Source organism: Pseudomonas sp. P4_C4 (genome assembly GCF_056402055.1).
On record NZ_JBFUID010000033.1, the window covers coordinates 34,160 to 50,807 of the forward strand.

Below are 16,648 nucleotides of genomic sequence, written 5' to 3' on the forward strand. Positions count from 1 at the left end.
TAGTCTGTTTGACTCCATACAAGTCATTTCGACTATATCTTCGCAACCCCGCGGCAATTTTCTCGATCTACGGTACGGCCGAACGACCAGAGGCTGACTACGCTGAAAGTCCAGGACATGCGCAACCTGCAGAGGAGTTGGCACCATGCAACGCGTACAAAAACTCACGCCCTGCCTGTGGTTCGACGATCAGGCCGAAGAGGCAGCGAAATTCTATTGTTCGATCTTCGACCATTCGAAAATCACGGCCATCACCCATTACGGCCACGCCGGTTTCGAGTTCCACGGCCGGCCGGAAGGTTCGGTCATGACCGTCAGCTTCGAACTCGACGGGCAGAGTTTCACCGGTCTCAACGGCGGGCCGTTATTCAAGTTCAGTGAGGCGGTGTCGTTTCAGGTCAATTGCCTGACCCAGGAAGAAGTCGACCATTACTGGGGCAACCTGTCGGCCGGTGGCGTGCCCGAGGCCCAGCAATGCGGCTGGCTCAAGGACAAGTTCGGGCTGTCGTGGCAGATCGTCCCCGTGGCGATGATGGAGATGATCAAAGACCCCGACACGAAAAAATCCCAACGGGCCATGCAGGCGATGATGCAGATGAAAAAACTCGATATTGCGACGTTGCAGCGCGCCTTTGACGGCGAGAGCTAATACACTCGGGCGCTGACCTGCCGAGGAGTGAGCATGAAGCACGCCGTTGCCAAGAACGCCGACAAGGCCCCGCGCTTCTGGCGCGATGATGCCCTGCCCTTCATCGAAGCCCGCTCCATCGCCGACGGGCGCGAAGTCTGCTACACCCGGCACGCCCATGAGCACTTTTCCATCGGGGCGATCACCGCCGGGCGCAGCAACTATCTCCATGAGCAGTCGGCGTTCGAGGTCAGCGTGGGCACGGTGGTGCTGATGAACCCCGGCGACGTCCACGCCTGCAACCCGATCGAAGACCAACCCTGGTCGTACCTGATGCTGTACGTCGATACGCCATGGCTGACCGATTTGCAGCATCAGCTCGGGTTCAGCGATGACGCGGTGTTTCGCCGTTTCTCGGTGACCCATACGCGGGACGCCAGCCTGTTTACCGGCCTCGCGAGCTTGTATCAAGTGTTGGTCGATCCGCGGCAGGATGTCCTGTGCAAGCACAGCGCGGCCGTGGAGTTTTTCACTGATGTGCAGCAGCGATTGAACCCGATCGACCCACCGCTGCGTGAACCCAATTTCAAGCTGGAGCGTGCTGCCGATTACATCCGCGACCACTGCACGCAAACCCTCAAGCTCGAAGACATCTGCGAGGCGGCGCAACTGTCACCGTCCTACCTGATCCGCGCCTTCAAACAGCATTACGGCATGACGCCCCACGCGTTCCTGGTGAACCGGCGCATCCAGTTCGCCCAGGACCAATTGCGCAGCGGCAAGCTGATTGCAGACGTGGCACTGGAAGCGGGGTTCGCCGATCAGGCGCATTTTCAACGGGCGTTTAAACAGCATCTGGCGGCGACGCCGGGGCAGTATCGGGGGTGAGCCTGAGGCAGTATCTGTGGCCTGACTGAAACTGTGGCGAGGGGGCTTGTCGGAATGCCGCACCACCCCGTTCGGCGGCGAAGCCGTCGCAAAACCTGCATGCAGCATATGTTTGAAGAAACGGTGGGGGCCACTTCGCAGCCCAACGGGGGCAAGCCCTAATGCCTGTCAGTTAAACCCCGGACATTGTGGGAGCGAGCTTGCTCGCGATAGCGGACCGTCAGGCACCCCTTGTGTGACTGTCTAACCGTCATCGCGAGCAAGCTCGCTCCCACAAGGTTTGCGGTGTTCAAACGCTTAACTGACTGGCATTAGGGCAAGCCCCCTCACCACAAAATGCTCCCTCGCCACAGAATCTGTAGTGAATGCCGTTACGGCAACAACAGATACACCGCACTCGCCACCAGCAACAACGCCATCGCCCGATTGAACAGGCGCATGCCGGCCGGGTTATTCAGAAAACCGCGCAAAAACGTCCCGGCATAAGCCCAGCAACCGACCGACACATAGCAGATCACCAGATAAATCGCGGCGAACTGCCAGACTAGGCGCGCCTCGCCATCAGCGACAAACGCGCCCATGCCGGCGACACAGGCCAGCCAGGCCTTCGGGTTGAGCCATTGCATGATGGCGCCATACAGCATCGACGGGGCCTGCGCCGCTTCCCTGGCTTGCACGTGCCCATTGTCAGCCGCCAGCTTGAAGGCCATGTACAACAGAAACGCCACGCCCGCCCATTGCACCCCCTGGGTCAGCGCCGGCCAACGTTGCAACAACTCATGCAGGCCCAACCCCATCAGCACCAGCAGCAAGACAAACCCCAGCGTGGCCCCGGCCACGTGGCGCTGGCTGGCCCTGAAGCCAAACCGCGCCCCGGAGCTCAGCGCCACAATGTTGACCGGCCCCGGCGTGATCGAGGCGACCAGCGCAAACGCCGCCATGGACATCATCAGACTCATTGCACACCTTCTTCCATCGAGTTGAACAAGGCCCTCAAGGTAAAGAGCCGAGCGGCTCGCGTATTGAAGAAAACTGCCCTGCAGCGCTATGAGTAATAGCCAACGACGTTTTTAACCTTGCCCAAGGCAACGCGCAGCGAGTCCATGTCCACGGAGCCCAACGCCAGGCGTATCGCGTGCGGCACATGGGCCGAAATCGCAAAGGGCTCGGCCGGCGACACCGACACCTGCTCGCGCATCAGCGCCATCGCGATCTGGTCGGCCCGGGCGTCATCCGCCAACGGCAGCCAGATGAAGTAGGAATTCGGGTGACCGATGGTTCTGAGTCCCGCCAACACCTCGCGGGCCAGGGCTTGCCTGGCCTGGGCGTCCGCGCGTTTTTGTGATTCCAGTTGGCGCACAGTGCCGTCGTCGAGCCAGGCCGTGACGATGGCAGTCATCACGCCGGGGGTATTCCAGGTGGTCGCCATGATGGTGCGCTCGAAGGCGGCGACCCAATGCGCGGGTGCGGCGATGAAGCCAACACGCAGCCCGGTGGCGACATTCTTCGACAGGCCGGACACGTACACCGTCCGCTCAGGCGCCATCTCGGCCAGCGGTGGCGGTACGTTTTCGGCCAGGAATGCGTAGGCCGCATCCTCGATGATCGTTAAGTCATGCCGACGCGCGATCGCTACCAGTTGCTCGCGCTGAACGGTGTCCATCACCCAGCCCAAGGGGTTGTGCAAGGTCGGCATCGAGTACACGGCTCGCACCGATCGGCTGCGGCAGAGTTTTTCCAGGGCGGACAGATCAGGCCCGGTATCCGTGAGCGGAATGGGCAAGACTTCCAGATGCAGGGTTTCGGCCAGCGTCTTGAAACCGGGATAGGTCAGCGCATCGGCGGCGATCACATCGCCGGGCTTGAGCAGCGTCATCATCGCTACCGCCAGGCCATGCTGGGCGCCGCTGACGATCAACACCTGCCCGGCCGGCACGCTCAGCCCGCGTTCAAGCAGATGACGCGCGACCGAAGCCCGCTCATGCAGGCGCCCCGCGTGAGGCTGATAGCGCAGGAGGGATTCCAGGTCACCGGACAACGCCAGTTGACGCAAGGCAGTGCGCAGCAGGTCGGCCTGACCGGGCAATGACGGATAATTGAAATTCAGGTCGATCATCCCTGCAGCCACCACGTGCTGCGAGATGCCCTGCCCCGGCGGCAGCGAGGTTTCCCTGACAAAGGTCCCGCGACCGGTTTCGCCGCTGACCAGCCCCATGCCTTCCAGCTCGGCATACACCCGGCTGGCGGTGACCAGTGCCAAACCGTGCTCGGTGGCCAGTTGCCGGTGAGTCGGCAGGCGCGTGCCGGGCGGCAAATGCCCGGAACGGATGTCGGCGGCAAAGGCATCCACCAGGGTTTTGTAGCGGGATCGAGGCATGTCGAGATGTATCCATGACAATTTTTTGATTGTATCGATAGTCGCTCATACGATGAGTTTCGTGCAATCAGACAATGAGCGTGAGCCAAATGGAACGGACCTCGAACCTGCAACACCAGACGCTGGAAAACAGCACCGGCGGCTGGATCAACGGCCTGATCGGCGTGGTGATTTTCAGCGGCTCGCTGCCGGCGACACGGGTGGCGGTGCTGGAGTTTGATCCGCTGTTCCTGACGGTCGCGCGCGCGACCATCGCGGCGATCCTGGCGCTGTGCCTGCTGGGGTTATTCAAGGAAAAACGTCCGGCGCGCCAGCAACTGATACCGCTGCTCATCGTTGCCATGGGCGTGGTCATCGGTTTCCCACTGCTGACAGCGCTGGCACTGCAATACGTGACGTCCGCGCACTCCATCGTCTTCGTCGGCCTGCTGCCCCTGGCGACGGCGGTGTTCGGCGTCCTGCGCGGCGGCGAGCGGCCACGGGCGGCGTTCTGGATTTTCTCGGTGCTGGGCAGTTTGCTGGTGGTCGGGTTTGCCCTGTCCCAAGGGCTGACCGCCTCCCCGCAAGGCGACATTCTGATGCTGCTGGCCATCCTCGCCTGCGGCCTGGGTTATGCCGAAGGCGCGAAACTGTCGCGCACGCTGGGAGGCTGGCAGGTGATTTGCTGGGCGCTGGTGCTGTCGCTGCCGGTCGTGGCGGCGCTCAGCTGGATGCGCATGCCGGCTTCGTTCACCGGCATCAGCACGCCGGCCTGGTTCAGCCTGGCTTACGTCTCGCTGTTCAGCATGCTGATCGGTTTCGTGTTCTGGTACCGCGGCCTGGCCCAAGGGGGCATCGCCGCCGTTGGGCAATTGCAGCTGCTTCAGCCGTTTTTCGGGCTTTCCCTGGCCGCCACCCTGCTGCATGAACAGGTCAGCCTCGGCATGCTGGGTGTCACCGTCGCCGTGATCCTCTGCGTCGCCGGGGCAAAAAAGTTCGCCAGATAGCCCGGTGTACGGTGGTTTACGCCCATGGCTGTACGGGTCTGACCGCCGCTGAACCGTGATCGTGTTGACCTGCCCGCATTGCAGTTTCGCCAAGCGCGAAGCCATGCCCACAGATGCCTGTCAGTTTTTCCATGAATGTGGCAATTGCAGGACTCTGCTACGCCCAAATCCCGGTGACTGCTGTGTGTGCTGCTCGTTTGACTCGATGAAGTGCCCACCGGTCCAGGAGCAGCGCGGATGCTGTGGCATCGGGACGGATGCTCCCCCACACGTGGGGAAGCCCATTTTTTGGGGGGAGATTTAGGGTCGGCTTTCGTCTGGAGGAAGTAGCCTGGAACGCAGCGCTAAAGGCCCAAGGCTTGCGGCCAAGCCGTCTTTCACTCAAATGGCCTGATTATTGCCTTATTGTTCATACGAGCTCCCAATTTACCAGGCATCCATGTAAAAACAGCGGTTATGGGAGGTGTGTCATGTGGAATCAGCCTCTGATGCTTGTGGTGATCTACCTTACTATCACTCTCAGCATCGGCTGGTTGTGGTCCATTGCTATCCTGTATTGGCTTTGACCCAGGGGAAAAGTGAATCACTACCTGATTTTATCAACACAAATGACCGGCAGCTTCACGCCCTGAGGAAGTCAGTCAACCAAAATCGAGGTTCTTGAGGGGCCGTGATGTCGGCGCCATTGGCGACAATGCGAAACCTGGGGATCATGGAATTTTTCCAAAAAAAAAACCCGCACAAGGCGGGTATGAAAGTAAGGAGCTTGAGTTATCAAGCGACAGGAGTGTAGACCATCAATCCCATAGCGCGACCTGTTCCTGTGCTGCAGCGGCTTCGGTGCTGCTGATGGCTCGTCGTGGCTGAGGGATTTGTTGTTTTTGTGGTCGATTACTTTCCGGTCCGAAATTCGCTGTCGATTTTCCGGTGGAGGCCACCCGTGACGCGATCTATGCTGCGCCCATGAACCTACAAAAAACGCTGCTTCCGCCCCGGGCCGAAATGCTTCGCGCCATGCTCGAACGAGACACCTCCTACGAGGGGGTGTTCTTCACGGCGGTCAAGACCACAGGGATTTTCTGCCGCCCCGGTTGCACCGCCCGCAGCCCGAAACCTGCGAACGTCGAGTTCTTTGCCAGCGCCGAACAGTGCCTGGCGGCGGGCTACCGCGCCTGCCTGCGCTGCAAGCCGATGGACACCGCCGCCAGCGCGCCGGACTGGGTGCAGACACTGTTCAAATCGGTAGACGCCGACCCTGAGCAGCGCTGGACCGACGCCCAGCTACTGGCCGCAGGCATCGAACCGCTGAAACTGCGCCGCTGGTTCAAGCAGCACTTCGGCATGACCTTCCACGCGTGGCTGCGCGCCCGGCGCTTGGGCATGGCATTGGGCGGGATCAAACAGGGCGACTCCATCGATGACGTCGCCTTCGATTCCGGCTACGAGTCCCTGAGCGGTTTTCGCGATGCCTTCCAGAAATCGTTTCACATCACCCCGGGCCGCGCGGCCAACAGCGAACCGCTGCTGTTCACGCGCCTGACCACGCCGCTGGGGCCGATGATCGCCATGGCCGAACGGCGTGGGCTGGTGCTGCTGGAGTTTCTCGATCAGGCATCGCTGAACCCGGCGGTCGAAGCGCTGCAAAACCGTTTTGGTTATGCCGTGGCGCCGGGGCACAACGCGCATTTGCAGCAGATCGAAGCGCAATTGTCCGCGTATTTCGCCGGCACACTCACTGAGTTCAGCGTTGCCCTGCACATGCCCGGTAGTGAGTTCTCCCGCCGGGTCTGGGCCGAACTGGCGAACATCCCTTACGGCCGGACCACCACCTACGGCGCCATTGCAGCGAGGCTGGGCAAACCCGGTGCCAGCCGGGCGGTGGGCCTGGCCAACGGGCATAACCGCTTATCGATTGTCGTGCCGTGCCACCGCGTGATCGGCGCCGACGGCTCGTTGACCGGCTACGCTGGAGGCCAGCCGCGCAAGGCGTTTTTGCTCAGGCTGGAGAACGCGGCGGTGCAGCTCACGGAGCAGCTGACGTTCTGATCCCCCACGTCTTTTTCAAAAGGAAGGAAGCTCGATGGACAGGCTCGACAATCAACTGCACCAACTGCATCACGAGGATTTGCTGATCCTCACCAACGTCGCCGATGCCGCCGGGGCGCGGCTGGTGGAGCAACTGGGCAACAAGGCCGTGGCTACCAGCAGCGCGGCGGTGGCCTGGGTGCATGGCTATCCGGACGGCAACACCCTGCCCCTTGAGCGCCTGGTCTCGACGGTCGAATCGATTGCCCGGGTCATTTCGGTGCCACTGACTGTGGACATCGAAGCCGGTTATTCCGATGACCTGGAACGGGTGGCGCAGGTGGTTGACGCCGTGATCGCCGCCGGCGCTGTCGGGATCAATATCGAAGACGGTTCCTCACCGCCGGAGTTGCTGGTACGCAAGATTGAGATCGCGCGCCAGGTGGCCGACCGACGCAATGTGAACCTGTTTATCAATGCGCGCACCGATGTCTACCTGCGGGGTCTGGTGCCTGCCGAAGATCGCGTCGCCGAAACCCTCAGGCGCGCCGCGCTGTATCAGGCGGCCGGGGCCAATGGCCTGTTTGCCGCCGGCGTTACTGCGGAGTACGAGATCAAGGCACTGTGCCAGGGTACCTCGCTGCCGCTGAATGTGCTGGGGTTCCCGGGCCTGCCGTCCCCCGAAGTGCTCGAGGCACTGGGCGTACGCCGCCTGACCGCAGGTTCGGGCATCGCCGAGTTCCTCTACGGCGCCATGGCCGGCATCGCCAAAAGTTTTCTGCAAACCGGCCGGTTCGATAGCCACGACCTGAAGGCGTTGACCTATGGCGAAGTGAACGCCCTGTTGAAACCGTCCGGGAAAGCCTGAGCCCATGTCTGACGGCTATCTGGCGGCCAGTGAGTTCCTGGCCGCCATCGATGACGACTGGCGCCGCCACATCGACGCCATCGGCCCGTGCCTGCACCAGCCGCATGCGGCGCGTGATCCCTATGAGTCGCTGGTGCGGGCGATTGCCTATCAGCAACTGCATGCCAAGGCCGGCGATGCGATTGTCGGCCGGCTGCTGGCGTTGTTCGGTTCGGGTTCGTTTCCCCGGCCTGAACAGATCGTCGCCACAGATTTCGACCAACTGCGCAGTTGCGGCTTTTCCGCGAGCAAGATCGCGACCATCCAGGGCATCGCCCAGGCGTCGCTGGACGGCGTAGTGCCGGATTACGCCACGGCACTGGCCATGGACGATGAAGCGCTGATCGAACGCCTGACCACTCTGCGCGGTGTGGGCCGCTGGACCGTGGAGATGCTGCTGATCTACAGCCTGGAACGCCCGGATATCCTGCCGGCCGACGACTTTGGCGTGCGTGAGGGTTATCGACGGCTCAAGGGCCTGGAGGTGCAGCCGACGCGCAAGCAGATGATCGAGATCGGGTTGGGGTGGAGCCCTTACCGGACAGTGGCTGCGTGGTATTTGTGGCGGCTGCCCGGGCGGTAGACCGCGTTATCGTTCATCGCGAGCAAGCTCGCTCCCACATGGACTTCTGTGTACATAAAATTTTTGGCAGACACAAAACCTGTGGGAGCGAGCTTGCTCGCGATGACGTCAATAGTGACACCACATCATCCAAAACCAGTCACAACCCCGACTTCAACCGACTGAACGCCCTGATCAACGCCCGGTTGAACACCTTGCCGTTGTCATTCTTGCTGTACAGCGAAGCCCTGACCGCGGCCGGCGGATACGTCCCCGGATCGTTGCGGATCGCCGGGTCGATCAAGCCGTCCGCCGCCGTGATCGCATTGGCGTAATGGATGCTGTCGGTGATCGGAGCTATCACCTCCGGGGTCATCAGGTAGTCCATCAATGCCAGGCCGGCCTTCGGATGCGGCGCGTCCTTGGGAATGACCATGGCATCGAACCAGATCAACGTGCCCTCCTGCGGAATCCGGTACTTCAGCGAATACGGCTTGCCCGCCGCCTCGGCCTGGCCCGCCGCGATGGCCACGTTGCCGTTCCACGACATCGCCACGCAGGTGTTGCCGTTGGCCAGGTCGCTGATGTTCAGGTCGTTGTCGAAGTAGCGAATGTAGGGCCGAATCTTCGCCAGCTGCTGTTCGGCGAGCTTCAGGTCATCGAGGTTCTGGCGATTGATGTCCAGGCCCATGTACTTCATGACCGCCGCAAACACTTCGTTGGGATCGTTGAGCAGGCTGACCCCGCAATCGGCGAATTTCGAGACCACGGCCGGGTCGAACAGCATCGCCCAACTGTCGGTCGGCGCGTCGGGCAGGCGCTGTTTCACGGCCTGTTCCTGATAACCCACGCCCGTGGTGCCCCAGGCGTAGATCCCGGCATAGCGGTTGCCCGGATCGAACACCGCCATGTGCTGGCGGAATTCCTCGCCGACGCCGGCGAAATGCGGCAGTTGCTGCTTGTCGACCGTCTGCACCGCGCCACTCTCGATGGCCCGGGACAGATGCTGCCCCGCCGTCAGCACCAGATCATAGCCACTGCGGCCAGTGAGCAGCCTGGTCTCGACGGTTTCCAGGGAATCGAAGTGGTCGGCCACCACATGGATGCCGGTTTTTTCCTCGAAATTCTTCAAGGTGTCCGGGGCCAGGTATTCACCCCAGATGTACAGGTTGACCACCGGCTTGGCGGTGTCGGCGGCCTGCACACACAAGGGTGCAAGCACCAGCAGTATTGCTTGAGTCAGTTTGTGCAGGCCCATGATCACACGCCTTTCTTGTTGGAGTGGGTGGCGGCGTACTGCGGCATGGTGATGCACGCGACGTTGCCGCCACCGAGGAGGATCTCCCGAGAGTTTTCGATGCCGACGATGCTGTGTTTCGGGAACAGCTCGGCCAGGGTCGCCAACGCCACCTTGTCGTTGCGATCACCGAACAGCGGCACCACGATCGAACTGTTACCGGCGTAGTAGTTGATGTACGACGCGCAGATTTTCGTCCCGGCCTGACGGGAGTGGGTGCTGTCCTGCTGGTCCAGGCCTTCGGCTTCTTCGGCGGTCCACTCCAGCACATCCGGCTGCGGCAGCTTGTGCACGATCAACTCGCGACCGCGACTGTCGCGGGTGCTGCGCAGAATGTCGTAGGCCTCCTGATAGATTTCCCACTGTGGGTCGTCGCGGTTGTCGGTCCATTGCAGCACCACTTCACCGGGGCGCACGAAACACGCGAGGTCGTCGACATGGCCGTCGGTTTCGTCGAACTTGCAGCCCCGGGGCAGCCAGATCACTTGCTCGGCGCCGAGGTAATCGGTCAGGCGGCGGGTGACTTCGTCCTTGCCCAGATGCTGGTTGCGGTTGCGGTTGAGCAGGCATTGCTCGGTAGTGAGGATGCTGCCCTGGCCGTCGCTCTGGATGCCACCCAGTTCGGCAATCAGCGGCGCGCGGTAGCGGTCGAAGCGTTCGATTTCGAGGATCTTGCTGGCGATCTGGTCATCCTTGTCCCACGGGTAGTACAGGCCGCCGTCGAGCCCGCCATAGGCGTTGAACTCGAAGTCGACGCCGCGCACTTCGCCACTCTGATCGTTGACCACAAAGCACGGGCCGCTGTCGCGCAACCAGGTGTCGTTGCAGGTCATTTCCACCACACGCACCTGCGGTGGCAACTGCCGGCGCGCGGTGGCGAACTGGGCCGCCGAGGCGCATACGGTGACTGGCTCGCTCATGGAAATGGCAGTAACGATCTGCACCCAGACTTTCTGCGCAGGCTTGGCACCGTTGCGCCAGACGTCGGTGCGCTCCGGCCAGCCGAGCCAGCAACCGGACTTGGCTTCGAATTCGCCGGGCAAACGGAAACCGTCCTGTTTGGGAGTGGTGTCGAGCAAACGGGCCATGGTCAAACCTCTTCAGCAGGGATTGGAATGACCACAGGCTAAGGGCGTTGGTGACTGGATCGCCAACGATGATTATTTCGGAACACTTGAATTCAACTCATCAATCGAGCAACTGATCGTTGAACCACTCCAGCATCTGCGCCACCGCCGGACGTTCCAGCCGCACCCGCTCGCACACCAGCGCGTATTGGCCCAGGGCGGTCATGCTCGACGTAAACGGGCGGACCAGCCGACCAGTGAGCAAATCCTCCTGGGCCGTCAAGTTGTCGCCCATGGCCACGCCCTGCCCTTGCGCCGCGGCCTCCAGCGCAAGCCCCGCATGGGCGAAATACAACTGGCGGTCCGGGCGTTGGTCGCCGGCATGGCTGGTGAGCCACGCGGTCCAGGTCTTGCCGTCCTGGTCGTCGTGTAGCAGGCAATGGCGTGACAGGTCCTTCGGGATTTTCAGCGTGCCCTGGTTGAACAGGCCGGGACTGCACACCGGAAAGAACTGCAGCGCCGGCAGCGGCCGGACGAAATATGCAGTGCTGTCCACCGGGCCGGTGCCGTAGGTGATCGCCAGGTCGATGTCTTCCCCGGGCGCCGTGGCGTCGATCGGTTGTTCGTACAGATGCAAGGTGATGTGCGGGTAACGCGCGTAGAAATCCGTGAGACGACTCATCAGCCACTTTTGCGCCAACTCGGCGGTGACCGCCAGACGCAACACCGCCAGGGATGAGGGATCACGCAGCTCGTCGCAGGCATCGCCAATCAACTCGAAGGCCTGCTGCAAGCTCTGCATCAGGCGTCCGGCGGCCAGGGTCGGGCGAATCTGCCGGCCCTCGCGCACGAACAGCGATACACCGAGCTGCTCTTCGAGCTGACGAATCTGGTGGCTGACCGCGCTGTCGGTGACACACAACTCGGCCGCCGCCCGGCCGAAATGGGCATGGCGGGCGGCGCATTCGAAGGTTCGCAGGGCTGCCAGGGAAGGTAATCGTCGCATCAGGTCATGTCCCGGTTTCGAGGGGGACATGCTGACTTGGCCTTTGGTGGGCGTCCAGTGGGGACCGCGTTATCGTTCATCGCAGACAAGCCTGCTCCCACAGGTTAGGGCTGTGTTCACCACGTGACTCTGTAGGAGCTGGCTTGCCAGCGAAGGGGCCTGACGGTCTAGGCTGTTCCGGGTACGTTCAAGACAACCGGAGGCTCTCATGCAACTCGAAGGTTCCTGCCATTGCGGCGTGGTGTCGTTCAGTCTGACCAGCACCCACCCCTACCCTTACCAGCGTTGCTACTGCTCGATCTGCCGCAAGACCCAGGGCGGTGGCGGTTATGCGATCAACCTCGGGGGCGATGCCGCCAGCCTCAAGGTTCGCGGGCGCAAGCACATCGCGATCTACCATGCACGGATCAAGGAAGAAGGCGACAAACGCGCCCACAGCAGCACCGCCGAGCGGCATTTCTGCTCGGTTTGCGGCTCGGGTCTGTGGTTGTTCAGTCCGCAGTGGCCGGAGTTGATCCATCCGTTCGCCTCGGCCATCGACACCCCGCTGCCGGTACCGCCGGAGCACACGCATCTGATGCTGGGTTCAAAGGCACCTTGGGTGGAGGCCGAGGTGCAACCTGGCGACAAACAGTTCGACGTCTACCCCGAAGAATCCATCGCCCGGTGGCATGAACGCCTCGGACTGGTCCGCTGAGATTCATTATCTATTTATTTCGGAACACAGTTCCCCTTGCACTTTTCGTTCAAATAACCCTCAGAAGCACTTCGACTGCTGATCGAATTGATGCAAAGGGATCTCCTTGGCTGTCGGGCTTGCGGCAGCCACGAGATGAAGTGGGTGAATCGCGGCCTTAATCTGACGCGAAACAGGTCGAGAAACGTTCTGGTTTACGCCCATATGCCAGGTATTCGCCGACATTGCGATTCACGCATGCATTGTGGGCTGCGAAAGAAACGCCGTGCTGGTAGGCGTCCCTGACCAGCGTCATATGGGTGTTGGGCAAGCTGGCGAAAGCATTGAGGGCTCCCGCTCTCGGTGTTTGATCGTCGTACTGCGCCTGCACCATCACGATGCTGTGAACCTGCGCCAGCTTTGCCAGGGGCACACCGGCATATTGTTTCCCGCTCCAGCCAGCGCAGTGCCTCGTATAAAACAAGCTGCCGCCGACCGGATACTGGCTGGCGTACTGATTTTCTTTTTCGGTCCAGAATATGTCGTCCGAGGATGCCGTGTCGTTGCACAAGACGGTGCTGCGTACAGAGTCAGCCGGGGTCATTTTCAATGGACCGGGCACTAAGCCATTCCATGGGGCAGGCTGACGGACGACGGCCAGCAGCCTCGCAAACGCTTGCCTCGCGCCTTGATCAACCTCTGTGTCGGGGCTGAACCGATGGGTTTGCGCTCTCGCTAGCAGCACAGTGTCATCCAGGTCGGGCGAGTCATGTAGCCAGTCGCTGAGTGCCCGTGCAGCCATCAAGTGATGGGCAGAGCTGTAAAAATCGTTGTCAGAGCGCAGGGCCACTCGAACATGGGGCAACAGGCGCAGAAAAATCTCACGTATGGCCATCGGATCATTGCCCATCTGGTAAGTCTGCGGGTTGCTGGCGGCTAACTGTGCAACGAAGTCGGCAAAGATTCGCTCCTTCTCCGGCGCCACACTCAAACTGGCGTTCTGGAATGTTGATGTCCAGTCCACGTTCGAGTCCAGAACCATGCGACCGACGCGCTTCGGAAACAGGCCTGCGTACCAGGCGCCCAACCATGTGCCGTAAGAGTTGCCAAAATAGTTGAGCTTGTTTTCGTTGAGTAGAACGCGGACGAGCTCCATGTCTCGCGCCGTTTGATCGGTATTGATGAAAGGCGCCAACCGTTGGCTGGCACAACCCCGGGCCAGTACGCCAGCGTTATGTTCAATAGCCACGAGGTTGGCAGGGCTACGGTCTTCAGTAATGTCGTTTTGCGCGACAATCATTTCATCGGATTGGCATACCAGTTGTGAGTCGTCCGTACTGCCCTGTCCTCGTGGCGTGATGCCAATTACGTCATAAGCATCGGTCAGATGCCGATAAGGACCACCTTCGAGCCCATCACTGTAACCCTTCCATATTGAAGCCAGTAATACAGTGAACGTGCTGTTACCGCTCGAACCCGGCCCCCCGGGATTGGTAAATATAGCGCCCTCTCGCAGGTGTGGCTGCCTGGCTGCAACGCGAGTGATATCCAGACTGAGGGTGCCAACCCTCGGATTCAAGTGATCCAGTGGCACGGTGACGATGCCACACTGAGTCCTGGCGAATACTTCGGGATCCAGTACATCACCTGGAATTCCTTCACACGCCGGCAACCACTTGATGCCCGATTCAGGATGCGGTTTCGTCGCGCATCCGCCGATTGCCAATAAGCTGGCCACACAAACGCTGCGCCACATGGCCCGTTGCGTTTTCAGTTTGCAGATCACCATTTTCGACTTCCAGAGACTGTCCTTTGAGGCTCCGGATTGTTGCAACAGCGCGTGGGCCGGGATGTAGGAAGCGTACGGTTTTTCACTCGACATTTCCGACGCTAAAGCGAGTCGACGAGGCAGGTCTTCGAGCCAGGCAGCAAAAACCGGCCACTTGGGCCGGTTTTCGCTGCTGTTTCATACGCCTGAAACCGTGACAAAGCCAACCGATTGCCAGCGCGGCAGCGCTTGCGAGGATCACGCGGCCGTCGGGATACCACTATGAAAACGAAACTCCACGTCCGGCGATTCGATCAGTTCCTGCTCGGCGGTGCGGACCTTGTCGATCACCTGCGCAATGTCCTTGGCGTCGCCGTACTGACAAGCCAGTTTCAGGTAACCCTGGAAGTGCCGGGCCTCGCTCTTGAGCAGACCGAAATAGAACTTGCCCAGTTCTTCGTCCAGATGCGGCACCAGCGCTTCGAAACGCTCGCAACTGCGGGCCTCGATGAACGCCCCCACCACCAGGGTGTCCACCAGCTTCACCGGCTCGTGACTGCGTACCACTTTGCGCRGCCCCGACGCATAGCGCCCGGCGGACAGCTGGCGCAGTTCGATCTTGCGGCGTTTCATCAGGCGCATGACCTGTTCGTGGTGCACCAGCTCTTCCCGGGCCAGGCGCGACATCATGTTGATCAGATCGACGTGGGAGTGATACTTGGCGATCAGGCTCAACGCGGTGCTGGCCGCCTTGAATTCGCAGTTCTTGTGGTCGATCAGCAGGGTTTCCTGATCGGCCAGCGCGGCCTGGATCCAGCCGTCGGGGGTGCGGCAGCCAAGGAACTCGTGAATTTCGGGAAGGATCATGGGGCTCACGGACAAATAGGTTCAAACGAAGGGCGCCGATTATACCGGCCTGCCCGCAGACCACCAGTCTGCCAACCGTTGATATGCATCAAGTCGCCGAATCGCAGACAGCAACTATAGTTGTGCAACGCCGTGCTTTTTCATTTTCAGGAGATCGTGCTCATGCAAGCCGTACGCAGCATTCTGGTGGTCATCGACCCCGAACACTCCGAAAGCCTGGCGCTCAAACGGGCGAAGTTGATCGCCGGTGTCACCCAGGCGCAGTTGCATCTGCTGGTGTGCGACCCCAAGCATGATCACAGTGGCATGTTGGGTGTGCTCAAGGCCGCTTTACTGGAAGACGGTTACAACATCACCACTGAGCAGGCCTGGAACCAGAGCCTGCATCAAACCATCATCGATGTGCAGCAAGCCGAAGGCTGCGGCCTTGTGGTGAAGCAACACTTTCCCGACAGCGCGCTGAAAAAGGCCCTGCTGACACCCGAGGACTGGAAATTGCTGCGCCAATGCCCTTCCCCGGTACTGCTGGTGAAAACCGCTGGCTCATGGAAAGACAAAGTGATCCTGGCAGCCGTCGACGTCGGCAACAGCGACCTCGAACACCGCCACCTGCACGACACCATCATTGATCATGGCTATGACATCGCAACCCTGGCCAAGGCTCACTTGCACGTGATCAGCGCCCACCCGTCGCCGATGCTGTCGTCGGCCGACCCGACGTTTCAACTCAGCGAAACCATCCAGGCGCGCTACCGCGAGCAATGCAAGTCGTTCCAGGCGGAATTCGACATCGACGATGAGCATCTGCACATCGAGGAAGGCCCGGCGGATGTGTTGATTCCGTTCATGGTGCACAAGCTGCAGGCGGCGGTGACGGTGATCGGTACCGTGGCCCGTAGCGGATTGTCCGGGACCTTGATCGGTAATACGGCGGAAGTGGTGCTCGATGCGGTGGAGAGCGATGTGCTGGTGCTCAAGCCGATGGAAGTGGCGGATCATCTTGAGGAGATTGCCGACAAGCATTGAGGACAGATCAAAAGATCGCAGCCTGCGGCAGCTCCTACAGGGAAACACGACCAATGTAGGAGCTGCCGCAGGCTGCGATCTTTTCAGCCGCTAAAGGCATCTTTCAGGAACCCCGGCGCAATGTAGCGCTGGTAATGGGCCTCGGAGAGCAGGAAAAATTCCCGATCAATGGCATCGCGCAATTCCGGCAGGTTCCACTCGCGAAACTCCGGCAGCAATACCATCCCGTAGGCTTCCAGGTTGTTGATCACCCGCGCCCCCCGGGCGATCAACTGGTAGGCCCAGCAATATTCCGACTGATGGGGCACGAAGCGGATCTTGCGTTGCTCCAGCTGCATCCGCAGCAGCGCCGGATCGAAAATTTCCACCTTGGCGGCCATCACCTGGGACAGCAACTGCTCAAGGCGCAGCCATACCGCGCGCTTTTCTTCCTCGTTGTAACCGTTCCAGTGGATCACTTCGTGGTGGAAACGCTTGCAGCCACGGCACACCAGGTCACCGTAAACAGTGGAGCAGAGGCCGACGCAGGGAGTCTTGATGGTCTGATTGGGCATAGATAGGCAAAACG

General features: G+C 60.8%; 17 protein-coding genes. 9 read left to right on the plus strand and 8 right to left on the minus strand.

Going from position 1 to position 16,648, the window contains the following annotated elements; genetic code table 11:
• Positions 1-145: 145 nt before the first annotated feature.
• Both AC1DXW_RS17780 and AC1DXW_RS17785 read left to right on the plus strand, forming a co-directional pair.
• On the plus strand, positions 146-649 hold the full coding sequence (locus tag AC1DXW_RS17780; RefSeq protein WP_477753589.1) for a VOC family protein: 504 nt from the start codon (positions 146-148) through the stop codon (positions 647-649).
• Positions 650-682: 33 nt separating this feature from the next.
• Positions 683-1,516: an AraC family ligand binding domain-containing protein gene (locus tag AC1DXW_RS17785; protein ID WP_477753590.1), complete on the plus strand. Its 834-nt coding sequence runs from the start codon at positions 683-685 to the stop codon at positions 1,514-1,516.
• Between the two features lie 371 nt (positions 1,517-1,887).
• On the opposite strand, the gene AC1DXW_RS17790 is transcribed toward AC1DXW_RS17785, so the two are convergent.
• Both AC1DXW_RS17790 and AC1DXW_RS17795 read right to left on the minus strand, forming a co-directional pair.
• Positions 1,888-2,475: a LysE family translocator gene (locus AC1DXW_RS17790; RefSeq protein WP_477753591.1), complete on the minus strand. Its 588-nt coding sequence runs from the start codon at positions 2,473-2,475 to the stop codon at positions 1,888-1,890.
• 86 nt (positions 2,476-2,561) lie between these two features.
• Positions 2,562-3,893, minus strand: a complete 1,332-nt coding sequence (locus tag AC1DXW_RS17795; RefSeq protein ID WP_477760280.1) for an aminotransferase-like domain-containing protein — start codon at positions 3,891-3,893, stop codon at positions 2,562-2,564.
• Between the two features lie 89 nt (positions 3,894-3,982).
• On the opposite strand from AC1DXW_RS17795, the gene AC1DXW_RS17800 reads away from it, so the two are divergent.
• From AC1DXW_RS17800 to AC1DXW_RS17820, 5 genes are all read left to right on the plus strand, one after another.
• The gene (locus AC1DXW_RS17800) at positions 3,983-4,879 is read left to right on the plus strand and encodes a DMT family transporter (protein WP_477760281.1); all 897 of its coding nucleotides are present in this window, start codon (positions 3,983-3,985) and stop codon (positions 4,877-4,879) included.
• Between the two features lie 61 nt (positions 4,880-4,940).
• The gene (locus AC1DXW_RS17805; RefSeq protein ID WP_477753611.1) at positions 4,941-5,183 is read left to right on the plus strand and encodes a GDCCVxC domain-containing (seleno)protein; all 243 of its coding nucleotides are present in this window, start codon (positions 4,941-4,943) and stop codon (positions 5,181-5,183) included.
• Between the two features lie 659 nt (positions 5,184-5,842).
• Positions 5,843-6,925 carry a bifunctional transcriptional activator/DNA repair enzyme AdaA gene (locus AC1DXW_RS17810; RefSeq protein WP_477753594.1) on the plus strand — a complete coding sequence of 361 codons (1,083 nt, stop codon included), beginning with the start codon at positions 5,843-5,845 and terminating at the stop codon, positions 6,923-6,925.
• 34 nt (positions 6,926-6,959) lie between these two features.
• Positions 6,960-7,772: an isocitrate lyase/PEP mutase family protein gene (locus AC1DXW_RS17815; protein WP_477753595.1), complete on the plus strand. Its 813-nt coding sequence runs from the start codon at positions 6,960-6,962 to the stop codon at positions 7,770-7,772.
• Positions 7,773-7,776: 4 nt separating this feature from the next.
• On the plus strand, positions 7,777-8,394 hold the full coding sequence (locus AC1DXW_RS17820) for a DNA-3-methyladenine glycosylase family protein (RefSeq protein ID WP_477753596.1): 618 nt from the start codon (positions 7,777-7,779) through the stop codon (positions 8,392-8,394).
• Between the two features lie 139 nt (positions 8,395-8,533).
• On the opposite strand, the gene AC1DXW_RS17825 is transcribed toward AC1DXW_RS17820, so the two are convergent.
• The 3 genes from AC1DXW_RS17825 to AC1DXW_RS17835 all read right to left on the minus strand — a co-directional run bounded on the left by AC1DXW_RS17825 (position 8,534) and on the right by AC1DXW_RS17835 (position 11,743).
• Positions 8,534-9,631 (minus strand): extracellular solute-binding protein, encoded by a 1,098-nt coding sequence (locus tag AC1DXW_RS17825; protein WP_477753597.1) that lies wholly within the window; start codon positions 9,629-9,631, stop codon positions 8,534-8,536.
• A 2-nt stretch (positions 9,632-9,633) separates the two neighbouring features.
• Complete coding sequence (gene aguA, locus AC1DXW_RS17830; protein WP_477753598.1) at positions 9,634-10,758, minus strand: agmatine deiminase; 1,125 nt, start codon at positions 10,756-10,758, stop codon at positions 9,634-9,636.
• A gap of 100 nt (positions 10,759-10,858) precedes the next feature.
• Positions 10,859-11,743 (minus strand): LysR substrate-binding domain-containing protein, encoded by an 885-nt coding sequence (locus tag AC1DXW_RS17835; protein ID WP_477753599.1) that lies wholly within the window; start codon positions 11,741-11,743, stop codon positions 10,859-10,861.
• Positions 11,744-11,951: 208 nt separating this feature from the next.
• Here AC1DXW_RS17835 and AC1DXW_RS17840 point away from each other — a divergent pair, with 208 nt between their 5' ends.
• On the plus strand, positions 11,952-12,440 hold the full coding sequence (locus tag AC1DXW_RS17840) for a GFA family protein (RefSeq protein WP_477753600.1): 489 nt from the start codon (positions 11,952-11,954) through the stop codon (positions 12,438-12,440).
• A gap of 157 nt (positions 12,441-12,597) precedes the next feature.
• Here the strand turns inward: AC1DXW_RS17840 and AC1DXW_RS17845 are convergent, their stop codons facing one another.
• A complete protein-coding gene (locus AC1DXW_RS17845) occupies positions 12,598-14,208 on the minus strand; it encodes an alpha/beta fold hydrolase (protein ID WP_477753601.1) in 1,611 nt (536 codons plus the stop codon).
• A gap of 237 nt (positions 14,209-14,445) precedes the next feature.
• The gene (locus tag AC1DXW_RS17850; protein ID WP_477760282.1) at positions 14,446-15,054 is read right to left on the minus strand and encodes a MiaE family protein; all 609 of its coding nucleotides are present in this window, start codon (positions 15,052-15,054) and stop codon (positions 14,446-14,448) included.
• Positions 15,055-15,216: 162 nt separating this feature from the next.
• Here AC1DXW_RS17850 and AC1DXW_RS17855 point away from each other — a divergent pair, with 162 nt between their 5' ends.
• Positions 15,217-16,080: a universal stress protein gene (locus tag AC1DXW_RS17855; protein ID WP_477753603.1), complete on the plus strand. Its 864-nt coding sequence runs from the start codon at positions 15,217-15,219 to the stop codon at positions 16,078-16,080.
• A gap of 83 nt (positions 16,081-16,163) precedes the next feature.
• Here AC1DXW_RS17855 and AC1DXW_RS17860 read toward each other — a convergent pair whose 3' ends face one another.
• Positions 16,164-16,634, minus strand: coding sequence for a DUF1289 domain-containing protein (locus tag AC1DXW_RS17860; RefSeq protein ID WP_477753604.1), 471 nt, complete (start codon positions 16,632-16,634; stop codon positions 16,164-16,166).
• Positions 16,635-16,648: the final 14 nt, after the last annotated feature.

Bases quoted from the DNA above. Each gene is read 5' to 3' on its own strand.
- AC1DXW_RS17825 (WP_477753597.1), bottom strand. From the start codon at position 9,631: ATGGGCCTGCACAAACTGACTCAAGCAATACTGCTGGTGCTTGCACCC.
- AC1DXW_RS17835 (WP_477753599.1), bottom strand. From the start codon at position 11,743: ATGCGACGATTACCTTCCCTGGCAGCCCTGCGAACCTTCGAATGCGCC.
- AC1DXW_RS17785 (WP_477753590.1), top strand. From the start codon at position 683: ATGAAGCACGCCGTTGCCAAGAACGCCGACAAGGCCCCGCGCTTCTGG.
- AC1DXW_RS17815 (WP_477753595.1), top strand. From the start codon at position 6,960: ATGGACAGGCTCGACAATCAACTGCACCAACTGCATCACGAGGATTTG.
- AC1DXW_RS17790 (WP_477753591.1), bottom strand. From the start codon at position 2,475: ATGAGTCTGATGATGTCCATGGCGGCGTTTGCGCTGGTCGCCTCGATC.
- AC1DXW_RS17860 (WP_477753604.1), bottom strand. From the start codon at position 16,634: ATGCCCAATCAGACCATCAAGACTCCCTGCGTCGGCCTCTGCTCCACT.
- AC1DXW_RS17840 (WP_477753600.1), top strand. From the start codon at position 11,952: ATGCAACTCGAAGGTTCCTGCCATTGCGGCGTGGTGTCGTTCAGTCTG.
- AC1DXW_RS17855 (WP_477753603.1), top strand. From the start codon at position 15,217: ATGCAAGCCGTACGCAGCATTCTGGTGGTCATCGACCCCGAACACTCC.
- AC1DXW_RS17780 (WP_477753589.1), top strand. From the start codon at position 146: ATGCAACGCGTACAAAAACTCACGCCCTGCCTGTGGTTCGACGATCAG.
- aguA (WP_477753598.1), bottom strand. From the start codon at position 10,758: ATGGCCCGTTTGCTCGACACCACTCCCAAACAGGACGGTTTCCGTTTG.
- AC1DXW_RS17845 (WP_477753601.1), bottom strand. From the start codon at position 14,208: ATGGTGATCTGCAAACTGAAAACGCAACGGGCCATGTGGCGCAGCGTT.
- AC1DXW_RS17820 (WP_477753596.1), top strand. From the start codon at position 7,777: ATGTCTGACGGCTATCTGGCGGCCAGTGAGTTCCTGGCCGCCATCGAT.
- AC1DXW_RS17795 (WP_477760280.1), bottom strand. From the start codon at position 3,893: ATGCCTCGATCCCGCTACAAAACCCTGGTGGATGCCTTTGCCGCCGAC.
- AC1DXW_RS17800 (WP_477760281.1), top strand. From the start codon at position 3,983: ATGGAACGGACCTCGAACCTGCAACACCAGACGCTGGAAAACAGCACC.
- AC1DXW_RS17810 (WP_477753594.1), top strand. From the start codon at position 5,843: ATGAACCTACAAAAAACGCTGCTTCCGCCCCGGGCCGAAATGCTTCGC.